This is a genomic window from Luteibacter anthropi, assembly GCF_023699965.1.
Classification (GTDB): domain Bacteria; phylum Pseudomonadota; class Gammaproteobacteria; order Xanthomonadales; family Rhodanobacteraceae; genus Luteibacter; species Luteibacter anthropi.
In genome coordinates this window covers 2,153,654-2,171,666 of record NZ_CP077072.1, presented here as the reverse complement: position 1 = coordinate 2,171,666, position 18,013 = coordinate 2,153,654, and the positions used below count along the sequence as shown (strand labels likewise).

Annotated in this window: 17 protein-coding genes and 1 riboswitch; of the genes, 10 read left to right on the top strand and 7 right to left on the bottom strand. The window is 66.3% G+C overall.

Annotated elements, in window-relative coordinates; translation table 11 throughout:
- Positions 1-21: 21 nt before the first annotated feature.
- The 3 genes from KR767_RS09635 to KR767_RS09625 are packed head-to-tail and all read right to left on the bottom strand — an operon-like array spanning position 22 to position 3,257.
- Positions 22-1,275: a heme biosynthesis HemY N-terminal domain-containing protein gene (locus KR767_RS09635; RefSeq protein ID WP_250878961.1), complete on the bottom strand. Its 1,254-nt coding sequence runs from the start codon at positions 1,273-1,275 to the stop codon at positions 22-24.
- The gene (locus KR767_RS09630; protein WP_250878960.1) at positions 1,272-2,441 is read right to left on the bottom strand and encodes a uroporphyrinogen-III C-methyltransferase; all 1,170 of its coding nucleotides are present in this window, start codon (positions 2,439-2,441) and stop codon (positions 1,272-1,274) included. The genes KR767_RS09635 and KR767_RS09630 overlap by 4 nt, the downstream gene beginning before the upstream one ends.
- A 45-nt stretch (positions 2,442-2,486) precedes the next feature.
- On the bottom strand, positions 2,487-3,257 hold the full coding sequence (locus KR767_RS09625) for a uroporphyrinogen-III synthase (protein ID WP_250878959.1): 771 nt from the start codon (positions 3,255-3,257) through the stop codon (positions 2,487-2,489).
- Between the two features lie 127 nt (positions 3,258-3,384).
- Here KR767_RS09625 and KR767_RS09620 point away from each other — a divergent pair, with 127 nt between their 5' ends.
- The 3 genes from KR767_RS09620 to KR767_RS09610 are packed head-to-tail and all read left to right on the top strand — an operon-like array spanning position 3,385 to position 4,787.
- A complete protein-coding gene (locus tag KR767_RS09620; RefSeq protein ID WP_250878958.1) occupies positions 3,385-3,849 on the top strand; it encodes a YiiD C-terminal domain-containing protein in 465 nt (154 codons plus the stop codon).
- Between the two features lie 29 nt (positions 3,850-3,878).
- Positions 3,879-4,292 carry a hypothetical protein gene (locus KR767_RS09615; protein ID WP_250878957.1) on the top strand — a complete coding sequence of 138 codons (414 nt, stop codon included), beginning with the start codon at positions 3,879-3,881 and terminating at the stop codon, positions 4,290-4,292.
- A gap of 48 nt (positions 4,293-4,340) precedes the next feature.
- On the top strand, positions 4,341-4,787 hold the full coding sequence (locus KR767_RS09610) for a rhodanese-like domain-containing protein (protein WP_166950440.1): 447 nt from the start codon (positions 4,341-4,343) through the stop codon (positions 4,785-4,787).
- Between the two features lie 347 nt (positions 4,788-5,134).
- Here the strand turns inward: KR767_RS09610 and KR767_RS09605 are convergent, their stop codons facing one another.
- Positions 5,135-6,208 (bottom strand): 2Fe-2S iron-sulfur cluster-binding protein, encoded by a 1,074-nt coding sequence (locus tag KR767_RS09605; protein ID WP_250878956.1) that lies wholly within the window; start codon positions 6,206-6,208, stop codon positions 5,135-5,137.
- A 32-nt stretch (positions 6,209-6,240) separates the two neighbouring features.
- Between KR767_RS09605 and KR767_RS09600 the strand changes: the two genes are divergently transcribed.
- The 7 genes from KR767_RS09600 to KR767_RS09570 all read left to right on the top strand — a co-directional run bounded on the left by KR767_RS09600 (position 6,241) and on the right by KR767_RS09570 (position 13,112).
- Entirely contained in the window at positions 6,241-6,693 is a 453-nt protein-coding gene (locus KR767_RS09600) for a hotdog fold thioesterase (protein ID WP_166950442.1), read from the top strand.
- Positions 6,690-7,634, top strand: coding sequence for a serine/threonine protein kinase (locus KR767_RS09595; protein ID WP_250878955.1), 945 nt, complete (start codon positions 6,690-6,692; stop codon positions 7,632-7,634). Before KR767_RS09600 ends, KR767_RS09595 begins: the two co-directional genes overlap by 4 nt.
- A gap of 55 nt (positions 7,635-7,689) precedes the next feature.
- Entirely contained in the window at positions 7,690-8,133 is a 444-nt protein-coding gene (locus KR767_RS09590; RefSeq protein ID WP_250878954.1) for a hypothetical protein, read from the top strand.
- A gap of 30 nt (positions 8,134-8,163) precedes the next feature.
- Positions 8,164-9,333, top strand: coding sequence for a class I SAM-dependent rRNA methyltransferase (locus tag KR767_RS09585; RefSeq protein WP_250878953.1), 1,170 nt, complete (start codon positions 8,164-8,166; stop codon positions 9,331-9,333).
- A 48-nt stretch (positions 9,334-9,381) separates the two neighbouring features.
- Positions 9,382-10,464, top strand: a complete 1,083-nt coding sequence (locus tag KR767_RS09580) for a DNA topoisomerase IB (protein WP_250878952.1) — start codon at positions 9,382-9,384, stop codon at positions 10,462-10,464.
- Positions 10,465-10,545: 81 nt separating this feature from the next.
- Complete coding sequence (locus KR767_RS09575; RefSeq protein ID WP_250878951.1) at positions 10,546-11,448, top strand: hypothetical protein; 903 nt, start codon at positions 10,546-10,548, stop codon at positions 11,446-11,448.
- A gap of 602 nt (positions 11,449-12,050) precedes the next feature.
- Positions 12,051-13,112, top strand: a complete 1,062-nt coding sequence (locus KR767_RS09570; protein ID WP_250878950.1) for an aldo/keto reductase — start codon at positions 12,051-12,053, stop codon at positions 13,110-13,112.
- An 854-nt stretch (positions 13,113-13,966) separates the two neighbouring features.
- On the opposite strand, the gene pnuC is transcribed toward KR767_RS09570, so the two are convergent.
- The 3 genes from pnuC to KR767_RS09555 form a co-directional block, all read right to left on the bottom strand.
- Positions 13,967-14,548, bottom strand: coding sequence for a nicotinamide riboside transporter PnuC (gene pnuC / locus KR767_RS09565; protein WP_425602737.1), 582 nt, complete (start codon positions 14,546-14,548; stop codon positions 13,967-13,969).
- Entirely contained in the window at positions 14,538-16,709 is a 2,172-nt protein-coding gene (locus KR767_RS09560; protein WP_250878949.1) for a TonB-dependent siderophore receptor, read from the bottom strand. The genes pnuC and KR767_RS09560 overlap by 11 nt, the downstream gene beginning before the upstream one ends.
- Before the next feature lie 54 nt (positions 16,710-16,763).
- Positions 16,764-16,859: riboswitch (TPP riboswitch) on the bottom strand.
- A gap of 19 nt (positions 16,860-16,878) precedes the next feature.
- Positions 16,879-18,012, bottom strand: a complete 1,134-nt coding sequence (locus KR767_RS09555) for a phosphotransferase enzyme family protein (protein ID WP_250878948.1) — start codon at positions 18,010-18,012, stop codon at positions 16,879-16,881.
- Between the last annotated feature and the right edge of the window lies 1 nt (position 18,013).

The following is an 18,013-nucleotide window of genomic DNA, read 5'->3' as shown; positions in this document are numbered from 1 at the left end:
GGTGCGTCGCCCTGAATCAGATCAGGGCGACAATCGCGGCACGCCGTGGGCGTCGCGTTCTTCTACTGCCGTAACCCGCGTGTCGATGGGACGATCGCGAATCTCCGGCAGTGCCTCGGTGGCCTCGCCGCGTGCCAGCGCCAGCGCATTGCGATAGCAACGCTGCGCCAGTTCCGGAAGCTTCTCGGCAAGGAACGTGTCGCCAAGTGCTTCCCAGGCATCCACCGAGGGCTCGATCGCCAGCGCACGCTCCAGGTAAGGACGTGCCTTGCCCCACAGCAGTGAACGGGCACACATGCGCCCCAGGGCCGTGAGCAGCACCGCGTCGTTCGGATGCGTGTCTACCCAGGCTTCTGCCTTGCGCAGGCGCTGCGCGATGTCTTCGGCGCCCAGGCTGCCGTACGTTGCGACCAGCTGCGGCGACCATTCGCGACGCAACGCCGTTTCGATTTCGTCCATGGCGGCCATGCCCTGGCCGAAGCGCGCGGCCTGTCGCGCATAGGCATCGACGGCGGCGGACAGGCGACGCTGGCCCTTGGGCAGCTGCGACCACAAGGCCGACAGCGAAGCTCCATCGTGGGCAGCCAGTACATAGGCATGAATGACACGGGCTTCGAGCACGGCATAAGCCTTTGCGCCGATCTCACCACTTTTCTGCAACGGCCCCAGCGCGCGCAGGGCGCGCGACGGTTCGGCGGATTCCAGCGCGGCCTCGGCATATTCGATCCAGCCAGCCGGCGTAAGCTCGCCGGTATCCGCTTCGGCGGCGAGGAGTGTGACCGCTTCGGAAGAACGGCCCGCACGACGCAGCAGGCGTGCACGCAGCACCCGGGCAGCGCGCGGGGTTTCCTGTGCCGCTTCGTCGAGGGTTTCCAGCGCGCGAGTCGAATCCCCGTGACGCTCGGCCGCTTCGGCCGCAGCGAGCAACGCCGGGCCGCGCACGGAGGGATAGCGTGCCGCGCGATGGAGATCGCGCTCCGCTTCACCGTGACGCCCCTCGATCAGCGATACCAGGCCATCGGCGAGACGCCGACGGCTCAACCGACGATGGCGGCGTGTCAGGGCACCAAACGGCCAGCGGATCAGGGCGACCAGCGCAGCGATGACGGCCCAGGCCACGATGAGGATCACCAGCAGCGTGACCAGCGTCATCTGCACATTGGTGCCACGCCAGTGCATGAGCACATAGCCCGGGTCCTGCGCGACCCAGTGCCAACCGAACGCGGCGATCACCGCGACCAGGATGAGACCGATGATCCAGCGCCAGAGCTTCATGGCGAGTCCTTGTGCGGCGTGGCGGCCGTGCCGGATACGGCAGGTGCCGCTACCGGGGCGGCGGCACTGGCTGCATGCGCCGGGGCGGCAGGCGCTGCTGCCGGCTTGTCGTTGAGCGCATGCACCGAACGCAGGTTGCGCAGTTCGCCCAGGGCGGCGCCAAGCTGCGGTGCGGCACCCCTGGACTGGCTGGCCAGCAGCGCGGCGATACGTGCACGCGCCGCCTGCACGTCAGGCGAATTCGTATCGAAGCGCGCGGCGAGGCTTTCATCGACGCGCTTCAGCGCGGCATTGCGACCGACGTCGTCATACGCAAGTACGGCGGCTTCGGCATGCGCCACGTCCAGCGCCGCGAGTTCACGGGCAATGCGTTCATCGGCCATGCCCAGCGGCGTACCGTCGTCATGGCTCACCTTGACGATGCCACCCAGCGCATCACCGGCACGCTGCCAGAACGTGCGCTCACCCGCACTGGCCTGACGATCGTCGGACGAACGCAGCGGCAAGGTCGGCAACGTGGCACGCAGGTCGGCCAGCGTGGCGAGATCGGAGGCGCGTGCCTTCGGAGCCACGGCCGAAAGGGCATCGCGCTCGGCGCCCAGGCTGCGACGCACGGCGGAGAAGGCGCTGTCGTTCACCCCGGACAAGGCGTTGTCTGCGAGATCGTAGGCAGACAACGCGCCGCTTGCGTCGCCGAACAGGGCGAATCGCTCCTTTGCCATGCGCAGCAGCGATTCGGCTTCGTCGAGCAGCATCGCGTCGTGTCCGCTCAGACTGCGCTCGGAGAGATTGGCGACAGCGTCTTCGAGATTTTTCGTACGCTCGGATACGCCGAGCATTTCTTCACGTGCGGAACGATTCACTCCATCGGCATCACTCAGGCGACGACGCAGGCTGGCGTTGTCGTCGCGCAGGCCATCGACGGCTTTCTGCAAGGTATCCACCTGGCCGCGCAGTCCGTTGGCGGCGCCCAGGTCGCTGCGCATGTGCCATAGCGTGTAGCCCGTGTAACCCGCAGCACCGAGCGCTGCCAGTGACAACAGGATGCTGATCGCCAGCGCACCGCCGCCGCGCCGGGGCGCGGGGTCGGGTGCCCGCGCCGGGCGGGGGCTGGACGGGGCCGTAGCGGCCGGGGCGGTTTCGGTCGTTGGGGTCTCGGTCGTCATGGCGGCATCCTAGCAGGCCATACGCGAACGCACGGAAGACATCGTTCAACGGCGGGTGAAGGACACTCCCGTGGCCGCTTCCAGCAGGTCGGCCGGCAGGGCCGAACGTGCCACGGCCACCCGCTCGAAACCTGCCGCCATGGCGATTCCCCGCAGCCGTTCACTGCTGACCACGGCGACCGCCTGAACCAGCCGCCGCCATGCCGGGGCGATGAGCGAACGTTGCAGGTGCTCCAGGGCCTCGGCGCTGGAAAGCAGCACGGCGGAGCGCTTGCCGAGCTTCAGCAGGGGATCGATGTGGCGGCGGTCGATCCGCGGCGCCACGCGGTGATACACGTGAATCTCGTCCAGCCTGGCGCCCCGGGCGGCCAGCTGCTCGCGCAGCAGGCCACGACCGCCAGGCGCGCCCACCAGGGCAACACGACGGCCGGCGATGTCGGCCAGTTCCGGAAGGGCGAGCACGCCCTCGCTGTCCTGGCGCGAATCAGGGAAATGGACATCGGTGATGCCGGCGGTCTTGAGCGCGCGGGCGGTGCCCCGCCCCACGGCAATCACGGTGGCCCGGGTCGCCAGGGGCAGCAGATCGGCGGCGAAGCGCACGGCGGCCGGGCTGGTGAACAGCAGGGTGTCGCCCTCGAGCGCCTCGCGCAGCGAAGCATGCGTGGCGGAGGCGTCGGCGGTGGCACGCAGCGACAGGCCGGGCACGGCGACGGGAATCCCGCCCAGCTTGCGTACCCGGCGGGACAACGGCCCCGCCGTACCGGCGGGTCGGGTGATGACGACGGTGACGTTGCGGAGAGGTTGTGTACGGCTCACGGAAGCATCCTGCGGTGTGACAGGCCAGCATAGGAACATGGGATACATGTCACCACTGCCGAAGGTATGGGGGGAATCCCCCGTACGGGTGCGAACGGACGATATGCCCCCGTAGACTTCCGCTCTTATGATTGCGATCGACGACTCCCTCAAGGCTCTCGAGGCCTTCATCCTCGGCAGCATCCCGCTTGCCCGGGCCATGGACATCCACCTCTCCGGCTTCGACGGCGAGTGTCTGCGCATGACCGCACCGCTGGGGCCCAACATCAACGACAAGGGCTGTGCCTTCGGCGGCAGCCTGGCCAGCGTGATGACCCTGGCCTGCTGGGCCCTCGTCGAAGCCTCGCTGCGCCAGCGCGGGCATGACTGCGACCTGTTCGTGGGCGATTCGACGATCCGTTATCTCGCGCCGGTCTGGGGGGATATCGAGGCGGAGGCCCGTCTCGCTCCCCGTGGGGACTGGAACGTATTCTTTGCCACCCTGGATGCCCGTGGCCGTACCCGCGGCGACTTCACCTGCGTGGTGCCCGGCGACGACGGCAGGCCGGCCGCCACGCTTGAAGCGCGCTTCGTGGCCAAGCGCCGGGCATAATGCCGGCCGAAGCCCCGATGGAACCTGCCATGCGCCGTATCGTCCTACCCGTCCTGGTCGCCGCCCTGGCCCTGCTGGCCGGCTGCGCCTCCGACAAGCGCAGCGATTCGCTGACCACGACGCTGATGCGTTACGGATCGGCCATCCGCTGGGGCGACTTCACCACGGCCCAGGCCTTCGTGGACCCGGACTACGCTGCCGCACACCCGATCAGTTCCATCGAGCAGGGTCGCCTCGCCCAGTTGCGCGTCACGTCCTATGACGAGGGCGGCGGTCCCCAGGCCGAGGGCAAGAACGAGGTGGTACAGGTGGTCCAGGTCAGCGTGGTGAACCTCAACACCCAGACCGAGCGCAGCATCGTCGACCGCCAGCGCTGGCATTACGACAGCGAAAAGAACCGCTGGTACCTCATGACGGGGCTGCCCGACTTCTCGCCGCACTGAACCCGATATAATCGGATGTTTTGATCCCTTGCGGCCCTGGAAGACCGGATGAACGACGTACTGCACAAGCTGCCCGAATTCGCGAGCAACCACCTCGCGCTGGTGGCCCTTTTCGTGGCCATCCTGATCGCGCTGATCGTCGGGGAGGCCAGCCGCCTGTTCCGCAAGTGGAAGAGCCTGACCCCGGCTGCCCTCACCCAGCTGATCAACCGCGACACCCCGCTCATCATCGATCTCTCGGCCAGCGCCGATTTCGAGAAGGCGCATATCCCGGGCGCCAAGAACGTGGCGATGAGCCAGTTCGACCCGGAAACCCAGAAGGATCTTTCCAAGGCGAAGGAGCTTCCGGTGGTGCTGATCGACAAGGACGGCCGCAGCGTGGGCAAGGCGGCCAACCGCCTGATCAAGGCCGGTTTCACGCGGGTTTTCGTGCTGGAAGGCGGTACCTACGCCTGGCAGAACGCGCAGTTGCCGGTGGCCAAGGGCAAGAAGTAAGGGTTTCGCCCGGACGGTCGCGCGCGAGGCGCGCTCCTACATCGGTCGCGTTGAGCTGGGGGCGTATCGCTTCGGGGCGGTCGCGCGCGAGGCGCGCTCCTACATCGGTCGCGTTGAGCTGGGGGCGTATCGCTTCGGGGCGGTCGCGCGCGAGGCGCGCTCCTACAACGGTCGCGTTGAGCTGGGGGCGTATCGCTTCGGGGCGGTCGCGCGCGAGGCGCGCTCCTACAACGGTCGCGTTGGGCTGGGGGGCGTATCGCTTTGGGGCGCTCCTGCATGGGCGCTGGAGGCTTTTGTAGGAGCGCGCCTTGCGCGCGACCGGTCCGGGAAAAACCCGGCCGGCTCCCTCAAAGCCCGTGAATCCCCGCCCTTCCGCGCAGGATCTCCGCCAGCACATCGGGCGCCAGGTCGAACGAATCGAAATACAGCCGGTCGTCCGGCAACCCGGCCGCCGCGAAGGCCTCGCGCCCCAGCTGGATCATGGCGGGCGGCCCGCTCATATAGACGTCGAAGCCGGAAAGGTCGCCGTGATCGGCCAGCAAGGCCTCATGCACCAACCCCGCGCGCGCACCCGAGGCCTCCGCCGCCGCATCATCGGACAACACCGGCGTGAACCACAGGTCAGGCACCCGGCGCTCCCACTCCCGGGCCATGTCGGCCAGGTAGAGATCTTCGGCCTGTTTCGCGCCCCAGTACACATGCATCGGCCGGCGCGTACCCAGCTCGATGAAATGCTCCACGATGGCCTTCACCGGCGCGAATCCCGTACCACCGGCCATGAACAACATGGGTCGCTCGGAATCCTCACGCGGCACGAAGGTGCCCAGCGGCGCCTCGATGACCAGGCGGTCGCCGATCTTCAGCGATTCGTACACCCACGACGTGAACCCGCCCCCCGGCACATAGCGCACATGCAGCTCGATGCTGCCGTCCGCCACGGGACCGCTGGCGATGGAAAACGGCCGGTGCTTGCCGTCTTCGAGAATCACGTCGAGATACTGCCCCGGCAGCCAGTTCAGGCGGTCGCCATCGACCGGCTTCAGCCACACGCCCACCACCTCGGGCGCCAGCTCGCGGCGGGCCACCACTTCGGTCTGCACGCGACGATGCGGAATGTCCTCGACGGAGGCGATCTCACGCGCACGGATGGCGATATCACCCACCGGCACAGCCTGGCAGAGCAGGATCGCGCCATGCGCGCGGGCATCGGTACTCAAGGCCACCGGCGGGTTGTGCGGATAGGCGCAATGCCCCTGCACAAGGGTGGCCTTGCAGCTGCCGCAGACGCCGCCGCGACACGAATAGGGCAACGCGATGCCGGCACGCTGGGCGGCTTCGAGCACGGTTTCGTCGCCGGACGCGTCAAAGCGCTTGCCGGACGTTGTAAGGGTTACGGTGGGCACGCGCCCATTATAGGACAATGGGTCCTTTCCTTAAGCCAAAGCGCCTGCCCATGACCATCTGGAAGCAATCCACCGATCTCGCCCACATCAATGCCTGGAGCCGCGGCACGATGATGGAGACCCTGGACATCCGCTTCATCGAGGTCGGCGACGACTGGCTGCGCGCCACCATGCCGGTGGACCACCGCACCAAGCAGCCCTTCGGCCTGCTCCACGGCGGCGCCTCGGTGGTGCTGGCCGAAACCCTCGGCAGCACGGCCTCCCTGCTCACCCTCGACGTCGAGAAGGAAGTCGCCGTGGGCCTGGACATCAACGCCAACCACATCCGTGGCGTACGCGGCGGCTTCGTCACCGGCACGGCCAAGGCTGCGCACCTGGGCCGCACCACCCAGGTATGGGAGATCCGCATCGAGGACGAAGCCGGCAAGCTGGTCTGCCTGTCGCGCCTGACCATGGCCGTGATCCCCTCGCCGGGCGGTGCCCCGGGAAACCTGCGCTCGTGAGCCGCACCGCGCCCTACGCCTCGCTGACACCCGATGTCGTGCTCGCTGCCGTCGACGCGGCGGGCTCGTGGAGCGACGGGCGCCTGCTGACGCTCAACAGCTACGAAAACCGCGTCTTCCAGGTGGGACTGGAAGACGGCGGCTTCGTGGTGGCGAAGTTCTACCGCCCCGGGCGCTGGAGTGATGCGGCCATCCTCGAAGAACACGCCTTCGCGCAGGAACTGGTGGAGGCGGAGATTCCCATGGTCGCCCCGCTGGTCTTCGACGGCCAGACGCTGCTGCGTCATGAGGGTTTCCGCTATGCGCTGTATCCGCGCCGAGGCGGACGGGCACCGTCGCTGGAATCCACCGACCAGCTCGAATGGCTGGGGCGCCTGATCGGGCGTATGCATGCGGTGGGCTCACGCGAAACCTTCCACGATCGCGCCACGCTCGACCGCGCGTCGATGATCGAAAACCCAGCCCGTGCCGCCCTCGCCTCGTCGCTGCTGCCTTCGCATCTGGCCAACGCCTATCGCGACGCCGTCAGTCGCGTAGACGATGCGGTGGCCAATCGCTTCGAAGCCGCGGGCCCCATGCGCCGCATCCGCCTGCATGGCGACTGCCACCCGGGCAACGTGCTGTGGACCGATGCCGGTCCGCATTTCGTGGATCTGGACGACGCCCGCATGGGCCCGGCGATGCAGGACCTGTGGATGCTCGCCTCCGATCCGGTCACCTTCGACGCCCTGCTGGAAGGCTACGCCCAGTTCCGCGACCTCGACCCGGCCGAACTCGCCCTGGTGCCCGCGCTGCGCGCCATGCGCCAGATGCACTATGCCGGCTGGATCGCCGAACGCTGGGACGATCCGGCCTTTCCTGCCGCCTTCCCTTTCGCGGCCGAACCGCGCTGGTGGGAGCAACACGTGGCCGACCTGCACGAGGCCGCGGACGCGCTTTAGCCTGCGCTCACCCTTCATCGTCATAATCCCCCGTCCGTCGCTCCAGGGATCCCGCATGCAATCGTTCTTCACCCGCATCATCGCCGTCTTCGAGATCGCCGGCGGCCTCTATGGGCTGGTCCGCCAGTTCGACCACCTGCTGGGCTCGCGGATGAATGGCCTTGACGCGGTGGTGACGGTACTGGGCGTGCTGATGTTCGGCTTCATCCTCGTCGCGGGCGTGCTGCTGGCAAGCAACGACGGCCGTGGCACGCAGATGTCGGTGTGGGCGCAGTTCCTCCAGGTACCGCTGGTCGCCACGCCCGTCTTCAGCTACGCGCTTTCCGCCGGCGCTTTCGCGAACCTCTCCTTCACCCTGCAGCGTTCGCCGCGGCTGGGCTTCGACTGGGCCATTGCCGAGCATGGCTGGCTGCTGACCCTGGGCGGCCCCTCCGCCGCGCACATCGGTGTGAACCTGCTGGCCCTGGTTTCCTGGCTGGTGCTGCGATACGGCCGGTAACGCCTACCGGCTCCGCGATATCATTGGGCGATGAATACGCCCACCACCCCCGTCATCTCCCTCAAAACCGACCGCGTTCCGGGCCATCCCTGGGTCTGGTCCGCACAGATCGTCAAACCCGAGGGGCGCATTCCGCCCGGCAGCGTCGTCGAGGTGGTGGACGCAAAAGGCCGCTTCGTCGGCCGCGGCTTCTGGAACGGCCACGCCCGCGTGGCCCTGCGCATGCTCACGACCTCGCCCGACGAGACCATCGACGCCGGCTGGGTTGCCGCGCGCCTGACCCGTGCGGTGGAGCTTCGCCGCGAACTGCTGCGCCTGGACGACGTCAGCGATGCCTGGCGCGTGGTCCACAGCGAAGGCGACGGCCTCTCGGGCCTCGTCGTCGACCGTTACGCCAATCACCTGGTCGTCGAGTACTTCGCCGCCGGCATGTGGCGCTTCCGCGACACCATCCATGCCGAACTGCTGCGGCACTTCCCCGGCGCCTCGCTGTACTGGTTCGCCGAGCAGCACGTGCAGCGCCAGGAATCCTTCGACGTACGCTCGAACGACGCGCCCTCCGCCGTCGACGTGCACGAGCATGGCCTCGCCTTCCACGCCGCGCCGGGCCTGGGTCACAAGACGGGCTTCTTCGCCGACCAGCGCGACAACCGTCGCCGCTTCGCCGAGCTGGCACGCGGCCGTCGCGTGCTCGATCTGTGCTGCAACGCCGGCGGCTTCGCCGTGCACGCCATGAAGGCCGGCGCCAGCGAAGCCATCGGTGTCGATGCCGATGCCGCCATCCTCGATGTCGCCCGCGAAAACGCCCGCATGAACGGCGTGGAAGCCAGCTTCGAGCAGGGCGACGTCTTCGAGTGGCTGCGCGCTGCCATCGCGGCCGGACGCACCTGGGATGCCGTGGTGCTCGATCCGCCCAAGCTCACCCGCGACCGCAACCAGGTCGTCAATGCGCTGAAGAAGTACTTCGCGATGAACCGCACGGCGCTCGACGTGCTGGCCCCGGGTGGCATCCTGCTCACCTGCTCGTGCACGGGCCTCGTCGGCGAAGACGACTTCATCGAAATGATCCGCCGCGTTGCTCTCAATGCCGGGCGCGAAATCCAGCTGCTGCATGTGGCCGGTGCGGGCGCCGATCATCCGGTAGCCAGCAACGTGCCGGAGAACCGTTACCTCAAGGCGGTTTTCTGCAGGGTCGACTGACAACTCATTCACCATGCCTTGATCGTGCGCCGGCCCACACTGCCGGCCATGTCCAGGAAACCGCCCGCCGGCGCCCTCGTGGTGCCCACTGTAGAACGTGCGCACGCGAAGGCGGCGGGGCTGGTGTATGTCTGCGATACCGATGTCGGCATCACGCGATGCCGGCGGGGTCGCGGGTTCGTGTATACCGACCCGCACGGACGCCGGATTACCAATGAGGCCACGCTGGCGCGTATCCGCGCGCTGGCCATTCCCCCGGCCTACACCCAGGTGTGGATCTGCCAGCAGGAGCGCGGCCACCTGCAGGCCACGGGGCGCGACGCGCGTCGGCGCAAGCAGTATCGCTACCACGTGAAGTGGCGCGCGGAGCGCGACCGCGGCAAGTTCGAACGCCTGCTGGATTTCGGAGCCACCCTGCCCCGGCTGCGCCGACGCCTGCGCAAGGACCTCGCCCTGCCCGGCCTGCCGCGCGACAAGGTGCTGGCGCTGGTGGTGAGCCTGCTCGAAGAAACCATGATCCGTGTGGGCAACGACACCTATGCGCGTGAAAACCATTCCTTCGGGCTGACCACCCTGCGTTCGCGCCATGTCGCCGTCCACAAGGGCCGCATCGAATTCCACTTCCGCGGCAAGAGCGGCCAGTGGGCCGACGTGGTGCTCGACGACCGACGGCTGGTGAAGGCCATACGCCGCGTGCAGGAGCTGCCCGGGCAGCGGCTGTTCCAGTACATCGACGACGACGGCCAGCGCCAGCCCGTGGACTCGGGCATGGTCAACGACTACCTGCGCGAAGCCACCGGCGGCGAATTCACTGCCAAGGACTTCCGCACCTGGGGTGGCACCGTGCACGCGGTGGCAATCCTGGCGGGCACGCCGCTACCGGAGGAAGGAGGCGAACGAGCGCTGAAGGCAACGCTGGCCGGCGCCGTGAAAGAAGTGGCCGGGGTGCTCGGCAATACCCCTGCGGTATGCCGCAGCTCCTACATCCACCCCGAGGTGTTCGCCGGATGGCTCGACGGCGAACTGCAACGTAGGGTGCCACCCACCGATCCGCGTTTCATCCGCAAGCTGGAAGCCTCGACGCTGGCCTTCCTTCGTCGGCGCCTTCGTGCCGTTACCCGCTCCCGCTGACGCTCACGGATGGCTATAGTGCGCACACGGGGATTCGCGTTGGATTTATCAGGGGCTGTGTTGACGATGTCGCGGTGGAAGGTGATCCCCCTGTTGGCGGCCATGGGCCTGGCCATCACGGTACATGCGCAGGAAGCGCCCGACGCACCCGCTCCGATTCCGGGCATACCCGCGCATCGGGGTGTGATCGACGACACCTGGATCATCGCGCCGCGCCGCATGGGCAATGCCACCCTGGCAGCCGTTAAGAACTACGCCGACGAAGGCGACATCGCCGCCGGTGTTTCGCTGCGCTACCAGATCGACCACGCCGACTGGATCGCCGCCGACGTCTTTATCTATCCCGCCGGCGACGGCGATGGCAGCCGCATGCTCAAGCGCGCGGTGGATGACTTCCGCGAATCGGTCAACTTTGCCGAGAAGCAGGAGATTTACCGCAACGTGTGGTGGGGCGACGAAATTCCGTACACGGCCAGCCTTTCGGGCGGCCGCAAACTGGAAGGGCGTTTCCTGCCGATCGTGTTCGACGCGCAGCAGGACATGCTCACCTCGCGCACCTATTTGTTCTACCGCAAGCTCTACTTCACCAAGATCCGCCTGACCACCACGGTGGATGCGGTGGATTCGCTGGTCGATACGTCGGACAAGTTCATCCGCAACCTGCTCGATGGCGTGGAAGTGGTGAGCGTGGGCGGCTGCGGCCGGCAGATGGACGTGGTGGGCCTGGGGCCGGGGCAGTCGCCGCCTCCTGAGATGGCTGATGGCGTGAGCGCCGATGGCTACCGCGTGGCCCTGCGCACCAACAAGAGCGGCCAGCCCATCGTGGGTGAGGCCATGAGCAAGGTGATGGCGCTGGCGGCCAAGCGCCAGCTGGCTACCGGCTGCACGGTGCTCGACTACCACCCGCCGCTGGAAGACGGCACCCGCACGGTGCTGCACCTGTCGTTCAGCGCCGAGGATTGGGGCGCGACGCCGCGGCAGTGATCGCGGGTTGGCTTGCCAAAACAGAAGCGGCCGGGGCGCGTCCCACGCCCCGACCGCCACCGCCACGCTGGCCTGTCCCGGCCACCCACTGATGGACCCGGCCAATCCGCTGTGACGGCGTGGCTATGGTGTGCGGATTCGGAAGCGGTACCTATGGAAGGATTCTGAAAAACGGCATCCGGGAGATGCGATTTATCTCATCGTGGATGGATGAGGGTTCGAGCCGATGTGGCGTGGTCGTGTTTACTGGTAAACCGGGGCGCTGGGTTCCAGCGTTCGCTGGAACGACGGGCTACAAGACTGGAATCTCCTGCCTACCCCTCGCGTCCTCCCTGCGAACGCAGGGACCCAGTGCGGTGCAATGGATTAACGACGGGCTAAAAGACTGGGATGTCCTGCCTACCCCTCACGTCGTCCCTGCGAACGCAGGGACCCAGTGCGGTGCAATGGGTTGTCGCGATCATGTTACCTACATAATCCCCGGCACACCGCAACGCCGACGCCACTGCACACCAATCACCGCTGCACTGAAAACGTTTCAATTTACGCCCCGCCATGGTGGACGTACTTTCGTAGGAATCCCAATCACCCAAGGGTTTCCCATGGAATACCGACTGCTTGGCCGTTCCGGCCTCAAGGTCTCCACGCTGACAATGGGCACGATGACGTTCGGTGGCGAAGGCAAGTTCGCCACCGTCGGCAGCAGTGGCGTCGACGAAGCCCGCCGCTTGATCGACATGTGCGTGGATGCGGGCGTGAACCTGCTCGACACGGCCAACATGTATTCCGCCGGCCGCTCGGAAGAGATCATCGGTGAAGTGCTCAACGGCAAGCGCCCGAAAGGCCTGCTGCTCGCCACCAAGGCACGCTTCCGCATGGGCGACGGCCCGAACGACGTCGGCCTGTCGCGTCACCACCTGATCCGTGAGTGCGAGGCCAGCCTGCGTCGCCTGCGTACCGACGTGATCGACCTGTACCAGGTCCACCAGTGGGACGGACTCACGCCGCTGGAAGAAACCCTCGAAGCACTCGATACGCTGGTGAAGCAGGGTAAGGTTCGCTACCTCGGCTGCTCGAACTATTCGGCGTGGCATCTGATGAAGGCGCTGGGTATCAGCGAGCGCGAACATCGCCAGCGCTTTGTTGCCCAGCAGATCCATTACACGCTGGAAGCGCGCGAAGCCGAGTATGAATTGCTGCCGATCTCCATCGACCAGGGACTGGGCGTACTCGTATGGAGTCCGCTTGCTGCGGGCCTGCTCTCGGGCAAGCACCGTCGCGATGCGAAGGCTCCGGAAGGTTCACGCCAGCTCGCCGGCTGGACGGAGCCGCCGATCCGCGATGAAGAGCGTCTGTGGCGCATCGTGGACGTGCTGGTGTCGATCGGCGAGGCGCGTGGCGTATCGGCGGCGCAGGTCGCCCTGGCGTGGCTGCTGGAGCGTCCGGCCGTGACGTCTCTGGTAATCGGCGGCCGTACCGAGGCACAGTTCCGCGACAATCTCGCAGCGACCGAGCTGAAGCTCACCGCCGAGGAGCGTCAGCATCTGGATGATGTCAGCGCCCCGCCGGTGCTCTACCCGTACTGGCATCAGTTGTACACTGCATCGGACCGCCTCAGCGAAGCCGACATGCCACTGCTGCGTCCACACCTGGACAAAAAGTAGGCCCGCCTGTCGTTCCTGCGCAGGCAGGAACCCAGCGCACCGATTCACCAGTAAACACCGCTACGTTGCATCGGCTTGTGTGTAGGTGACCCTCTCGCGAGAACCCACCGCACCGCACTGGGTCCCTGCGATCGCAGGGACGACGTGAGGGGTAGACAGGGAATCGCAATCTCCCAACCCGTCGTTCCTGCGAACGCAGGAACCCAGCGCCTCGGTTCACCAGTAAACACCGCCACGTTTCATCGGCTTGTGTGTAGGTAACCCTCTCGCGGAAACCTATTGCACCGCACTGGGTCCCCGCGTTCGCAGGGACGACGTGAGGGGTAGACAGGGAATCGCAATCTCCCAACCCGTCGTTCCTGCGAACGCAGGAACCCAGCGCCACGGTTCACCAGTAAACACCGCCACGTTTCATCGGCTTGTGTGTAGGTAACCCTCTCGCGGAAACCTATTGCACCGCACTGGGTCCCTGCGATCGCAGGGACGACGTGAGGGGTAGACAGGGAATCGCAATCTCCCAACCCGTCGTTCCTGCGAACGCAGGAACCCAGCGCCTCGGTTCACCAGTAAACACCGCCACGTTTCATCGGCTTGTGTGTAGGTAACCCTCTCGCGGAAACCTATTGCACCGCACTGGGTCCCTGCGATCGCAGGGACGACGTGAGGGGTAGACAGGGAATCGCAATCTCCCAACCCGTCGTTCCTGCGAACGCAGGAACCCAGCGCCACGGTTCACCAGTAAACACCGCCACGTTTCATCGGCTTGTGTGTAGGTAACCCGCTCGCGGAAACCTATTGCACCGCACTGGGTCCCTGCGTTCGCAGGGACGACGTGAGGGGAGGAATAAGAGACATCAAGTGACGGCATGCGTCCGAAGGTCCTGGCGCCAGGCACGCAGACCCATCGACGCCAGCACGACGAAACCAGCGTACAGCACGGCCGTGACCGGCAGATCCTTATAGACGTACTCGCCTACGTAGATCACATCCACCACGATCCACAACCACCACGCAGCAGCATGCCGACGCGCCTGCCACCACTGGGCAACGAGGCTGAACGCGGTAAGCGCCGCATCCAGCCACGGCAGCGCAGCATCCGTCCAGCGATGCATGCCGAAGCCAAGCGCCAGGGCAGCAAGCGTGCCCACGGCCAGATGCAGGATCGCACTGCGCCTGTCGAGCGCCGTGACGCGCACATGGCCCGTATCGTCAAGATGACGCAACCATCGCTGCCAGCCGTAGAGGATCAACACGGCAAACACCACCTGCAACAAAGTATCCGAGTACAGCTTCGCCTCGATGAAGATCCACGCATAGGCAATCACGGACACCAGTCCCACAGGCCACGACCAGGGACTGCGCCGTGCCGTAAGCCATACGCCCGCCGCGCTCACCAGCGCAGCAGACACCTCGAAGGCCGACAGCTCAAAGGTCATACGTCACCGACAGGCGCGCCAGGCGCGGCATGCCCGGGAACAGGTAACGGTCGCCGCCCGAACTGCCCGTATCGCGCCAGTAGAAGTGATTGAACACGTTGTCGACGTTGAGGCGGATCGTGAGCGCATGCGCATCGATGGCAGTGACATAGCGCAGCCCCGCATCGAACACATGATAGGCCGGCACACTGGTGCGGCCATCGGGTGTGGCAACGTTCGTACCCACATAGCGCCAGCCGCCAAGCATGGCCAGGCCCGGCGCAAACGGCAGGCTGTAGTCGGCATATACCGCCGTGCGCCAACGCGGCACGTTGATTACCTGATGGCCTTCGTAAGCGGCAATGCCCGTGTTTTCCGCACGTGCGCGTATCGCATTGGCACTGGCCGTGATGCGCAGGTTGTCGGTGACGCGACCGGCGAGGTTCAGCTCGACGCCCGTATGCACCTCCTGGCCCATCTGCACGAAGGTGAAGCCCGAGGCCGAACTATCCGGGCTCGCGAACTGATAGGGCTGACGGATGCGATATACCGCCGCCTGGAGGTCCAGCGAATCACTGACGGCGTACTTCGCGCCCGCCTCGATCTGCCGCGAATGCAACGGCGCCAGCGTCGTGCCGCCATTGCTCGTCCAGTACGGCGCCGAGCGACCCAGCGACAGGCCCTCGCCGTAGCTGACATAGGTGGTCAGAGGCGCCGTGGGCTGCCAGAGCACGGCGGCCTGCGGCAGCGTCTTGGTCATACGCGTATGTCGCTGCTCAACGCCACTACTGTCATAAGCGGTTTCGTCCAGACGCACCAGGCGTGCACCCGCCAGCACCTGCCACTGTTCGCCCAGATGCACGCGGTCGATGGCAAACAAAGTACGCTGCCAGCTGGTGAGCCGGCGTGCCGACGGACCGGGCTGGTTGGGCGATGGTGCGAACACCGGCGGCTCGGGATCGTCGATGTTCGCCGTACCCACGTAGTCGTACACGTAAGGACGCTGATCCAGCGTGCGCCGGAAACTGCTGGCACCCACGTTCAGCTCGTGATCCACGCTGCCCGTGGCGAAACTGCCGGTAAGAACGGCGCGCACTTCGTCGTTCACGCGGGTATCGTCGGGACTGCGGAAATCGTAGACGTCGTAGTCGCCGTTCGGCGCGAAGAAATAACCCGGCGAACCGTTTGCGCAGGCAGCGGCATACGCACAACCATAGGCAAACGCCACGTTGTCGTCGATGGCAGTGCGGCTATGTCCTGCCGACAGCTGGCCGTTCCAGTTGTCGCTGAAGCGGTAATTGAAGCGCAGCGAGGTATTGCTCGAATGAATACCCACCGGCTGCTGCCAGGGCTGGTACCCCAGCAGGCGCGTGCGACTGGGATGCCCGGGAATCGTGGTGCCACCGAGCAGCTGGTAGCCTGAAGCCGAACGCTGGCCGCTGGTCTGGTAATCCGTATCGAGCAGCAGTGTGGCACGCTCGCTGATCTTCCAGTCTGCCGCGATGGAAACAAAGCTGCGCCGACCATTGGCATGCTCGATATACGAGTGGGTCTGCTCGTTGGCCGCGTTCACGCGCATCCCGAACGACGGCGAGAACCAGGCACCGAGATCGAGCGCTTCGTATGACGAACCATGCGAATCTGTGCCGACGGTGACCGTATGGACGTCCGCTGCACGCTTGCTCACATAGTTGACCAGGCCACCGGGCTCGACCACGCCGGCTTCCAGTCCACCCAGGCCCTTGAGCACTTCCACGCGCTCCTTGCCTTCCAGCGCCAGTCGCTGTTCACCTGACATGAGCATGCCGTTGAAGCGGAAGCCGGTGGCCAGATCGAGCGGAAAACCACGGATGGAGACATCCTGGTAGTAACCCACCGGCGCGTAGTTGTCGTTGATCGCGGCATCGCCGCGCACCAGTTCGCTCAGCGAACGGGGCTGGCGGTCGTCGATCTGCGCGCGCGTAATCACGGTGATCGCGGCCGGCGTGTCGTGCAGGCTCGCGCTGCCGAAGCTGCCGAAGGTATCCAGCTGCGAACTGGCGGCCTGGTAACCGTTGGCAGTGGTGGCATGCACGTCGATCGTGGGCAGGGTGCGCGCCTGCGGCGCGGCATCGTCGGCTGCCCGCGCGAACGGCGCGGCGGCAAGCAGGGCAAGGAAAAGCGGGGTGCGGGAGGGGTTCATCGTCGTCTTCGTGGCTACGGACGAAGCGACGGCGGACCGCATGCCGCGCAGACGGCCGTGGTCCTGCAAGCTCCCTACGCCGGTGTTAACCGGATCAGGTTCCAAGGGACTCTCTCAGCCGGCATTCGCCCGGCACCCCCGCTTCAGGCGCCTATTGAACCACGAATCGTCAGACGGCGTAGCGCAGGAAGTCCAGGAAGGCCCGGCCGTAGGGGCCGGCAAACCAGGCCGCATGGCCGCGCAGGAAGGTGTGATAGGCCACGTCGGCGTGGTCGGGGCGGCGCGTGATGCCCTCGAAATACTCCACCTCGGACAGTGCGAAGTCGATATGCACCAGCGGCAACACGTCGGCAAGCAGGGCTACGTCTTCGGCCGTGAGTGGCCTTACCGAGCGGTAGCCGCGAAGCAGCGCCAGGGCAAGATCCGTACGGGCGATGTCACCACGCGCCACGTCCAGCCATGCAATGGCATTGCGCTCGATGGCGGTCGCGAGGTCGAACAGGGCAAAGGTGCGCGCCGACAGGCCGAAGTCCAGCACGTCGGTAATCGTGGCGGCGTCGCCATCGTCGCTCCAGCAGAGGTTCGACACATGCCAGTCGCCGTGCGTCCATAGCGGCGCCTGATACGCGATGCCATCCCAGGCACTCCTATGCCAGGGTGCGATGGCGGTGCTGACCTGGGTTTTCCAGTCGTGCCGGCGCAGGTAGGCATCCAGGTGCGGCCGGTGCGCCAGCTGGTCAGCCATGGACGCCACCGGGTCCGGATCGGAAAGAATTTCCGCGCGGGCCACGAGGATATCGGTGGATCGCTGGGGCGCGTCATAGCCTTCGGCGGCCAGATGCAGCCGGCCAAGCATCGCGCCCGCCGCCCAGGCATGTTTCACCCCACCAATAGGCGACCACGAGAACGCATCGCGGTAGATATCGCGACCGCGTGCCGGGTCGTGGATCTCGTAGACCCATTGGCCCTGCTTCAGGACCGTGGCGCCGTCTTCCATGGCAAGCACACGCGGCACGGGCATACCTCGCGCACGCAGGTGCGCCGAGAAATGGTGCTCTTCTTCCAGCTGTGCCGGTGTGCGCACGCTGCGATGGTGGCGCTTCATGAAGACGCGCCCCTGCGCCGTATCGACCAGCGCGGCGGCAGACAGCGGCCGGGGGCTGCGCCAGGCCAGTGCGCGCAGGCCGCCCAGCTGCGGATAGTGTTCAAGGACGACGCCCACCTCGGGAGCGACCAGCGGCGGCCAGTCGGGTTCCAGTTCGTCGCCGGCAAGGCCGTGGGTAAGGTGGACGTCGTCGATCATC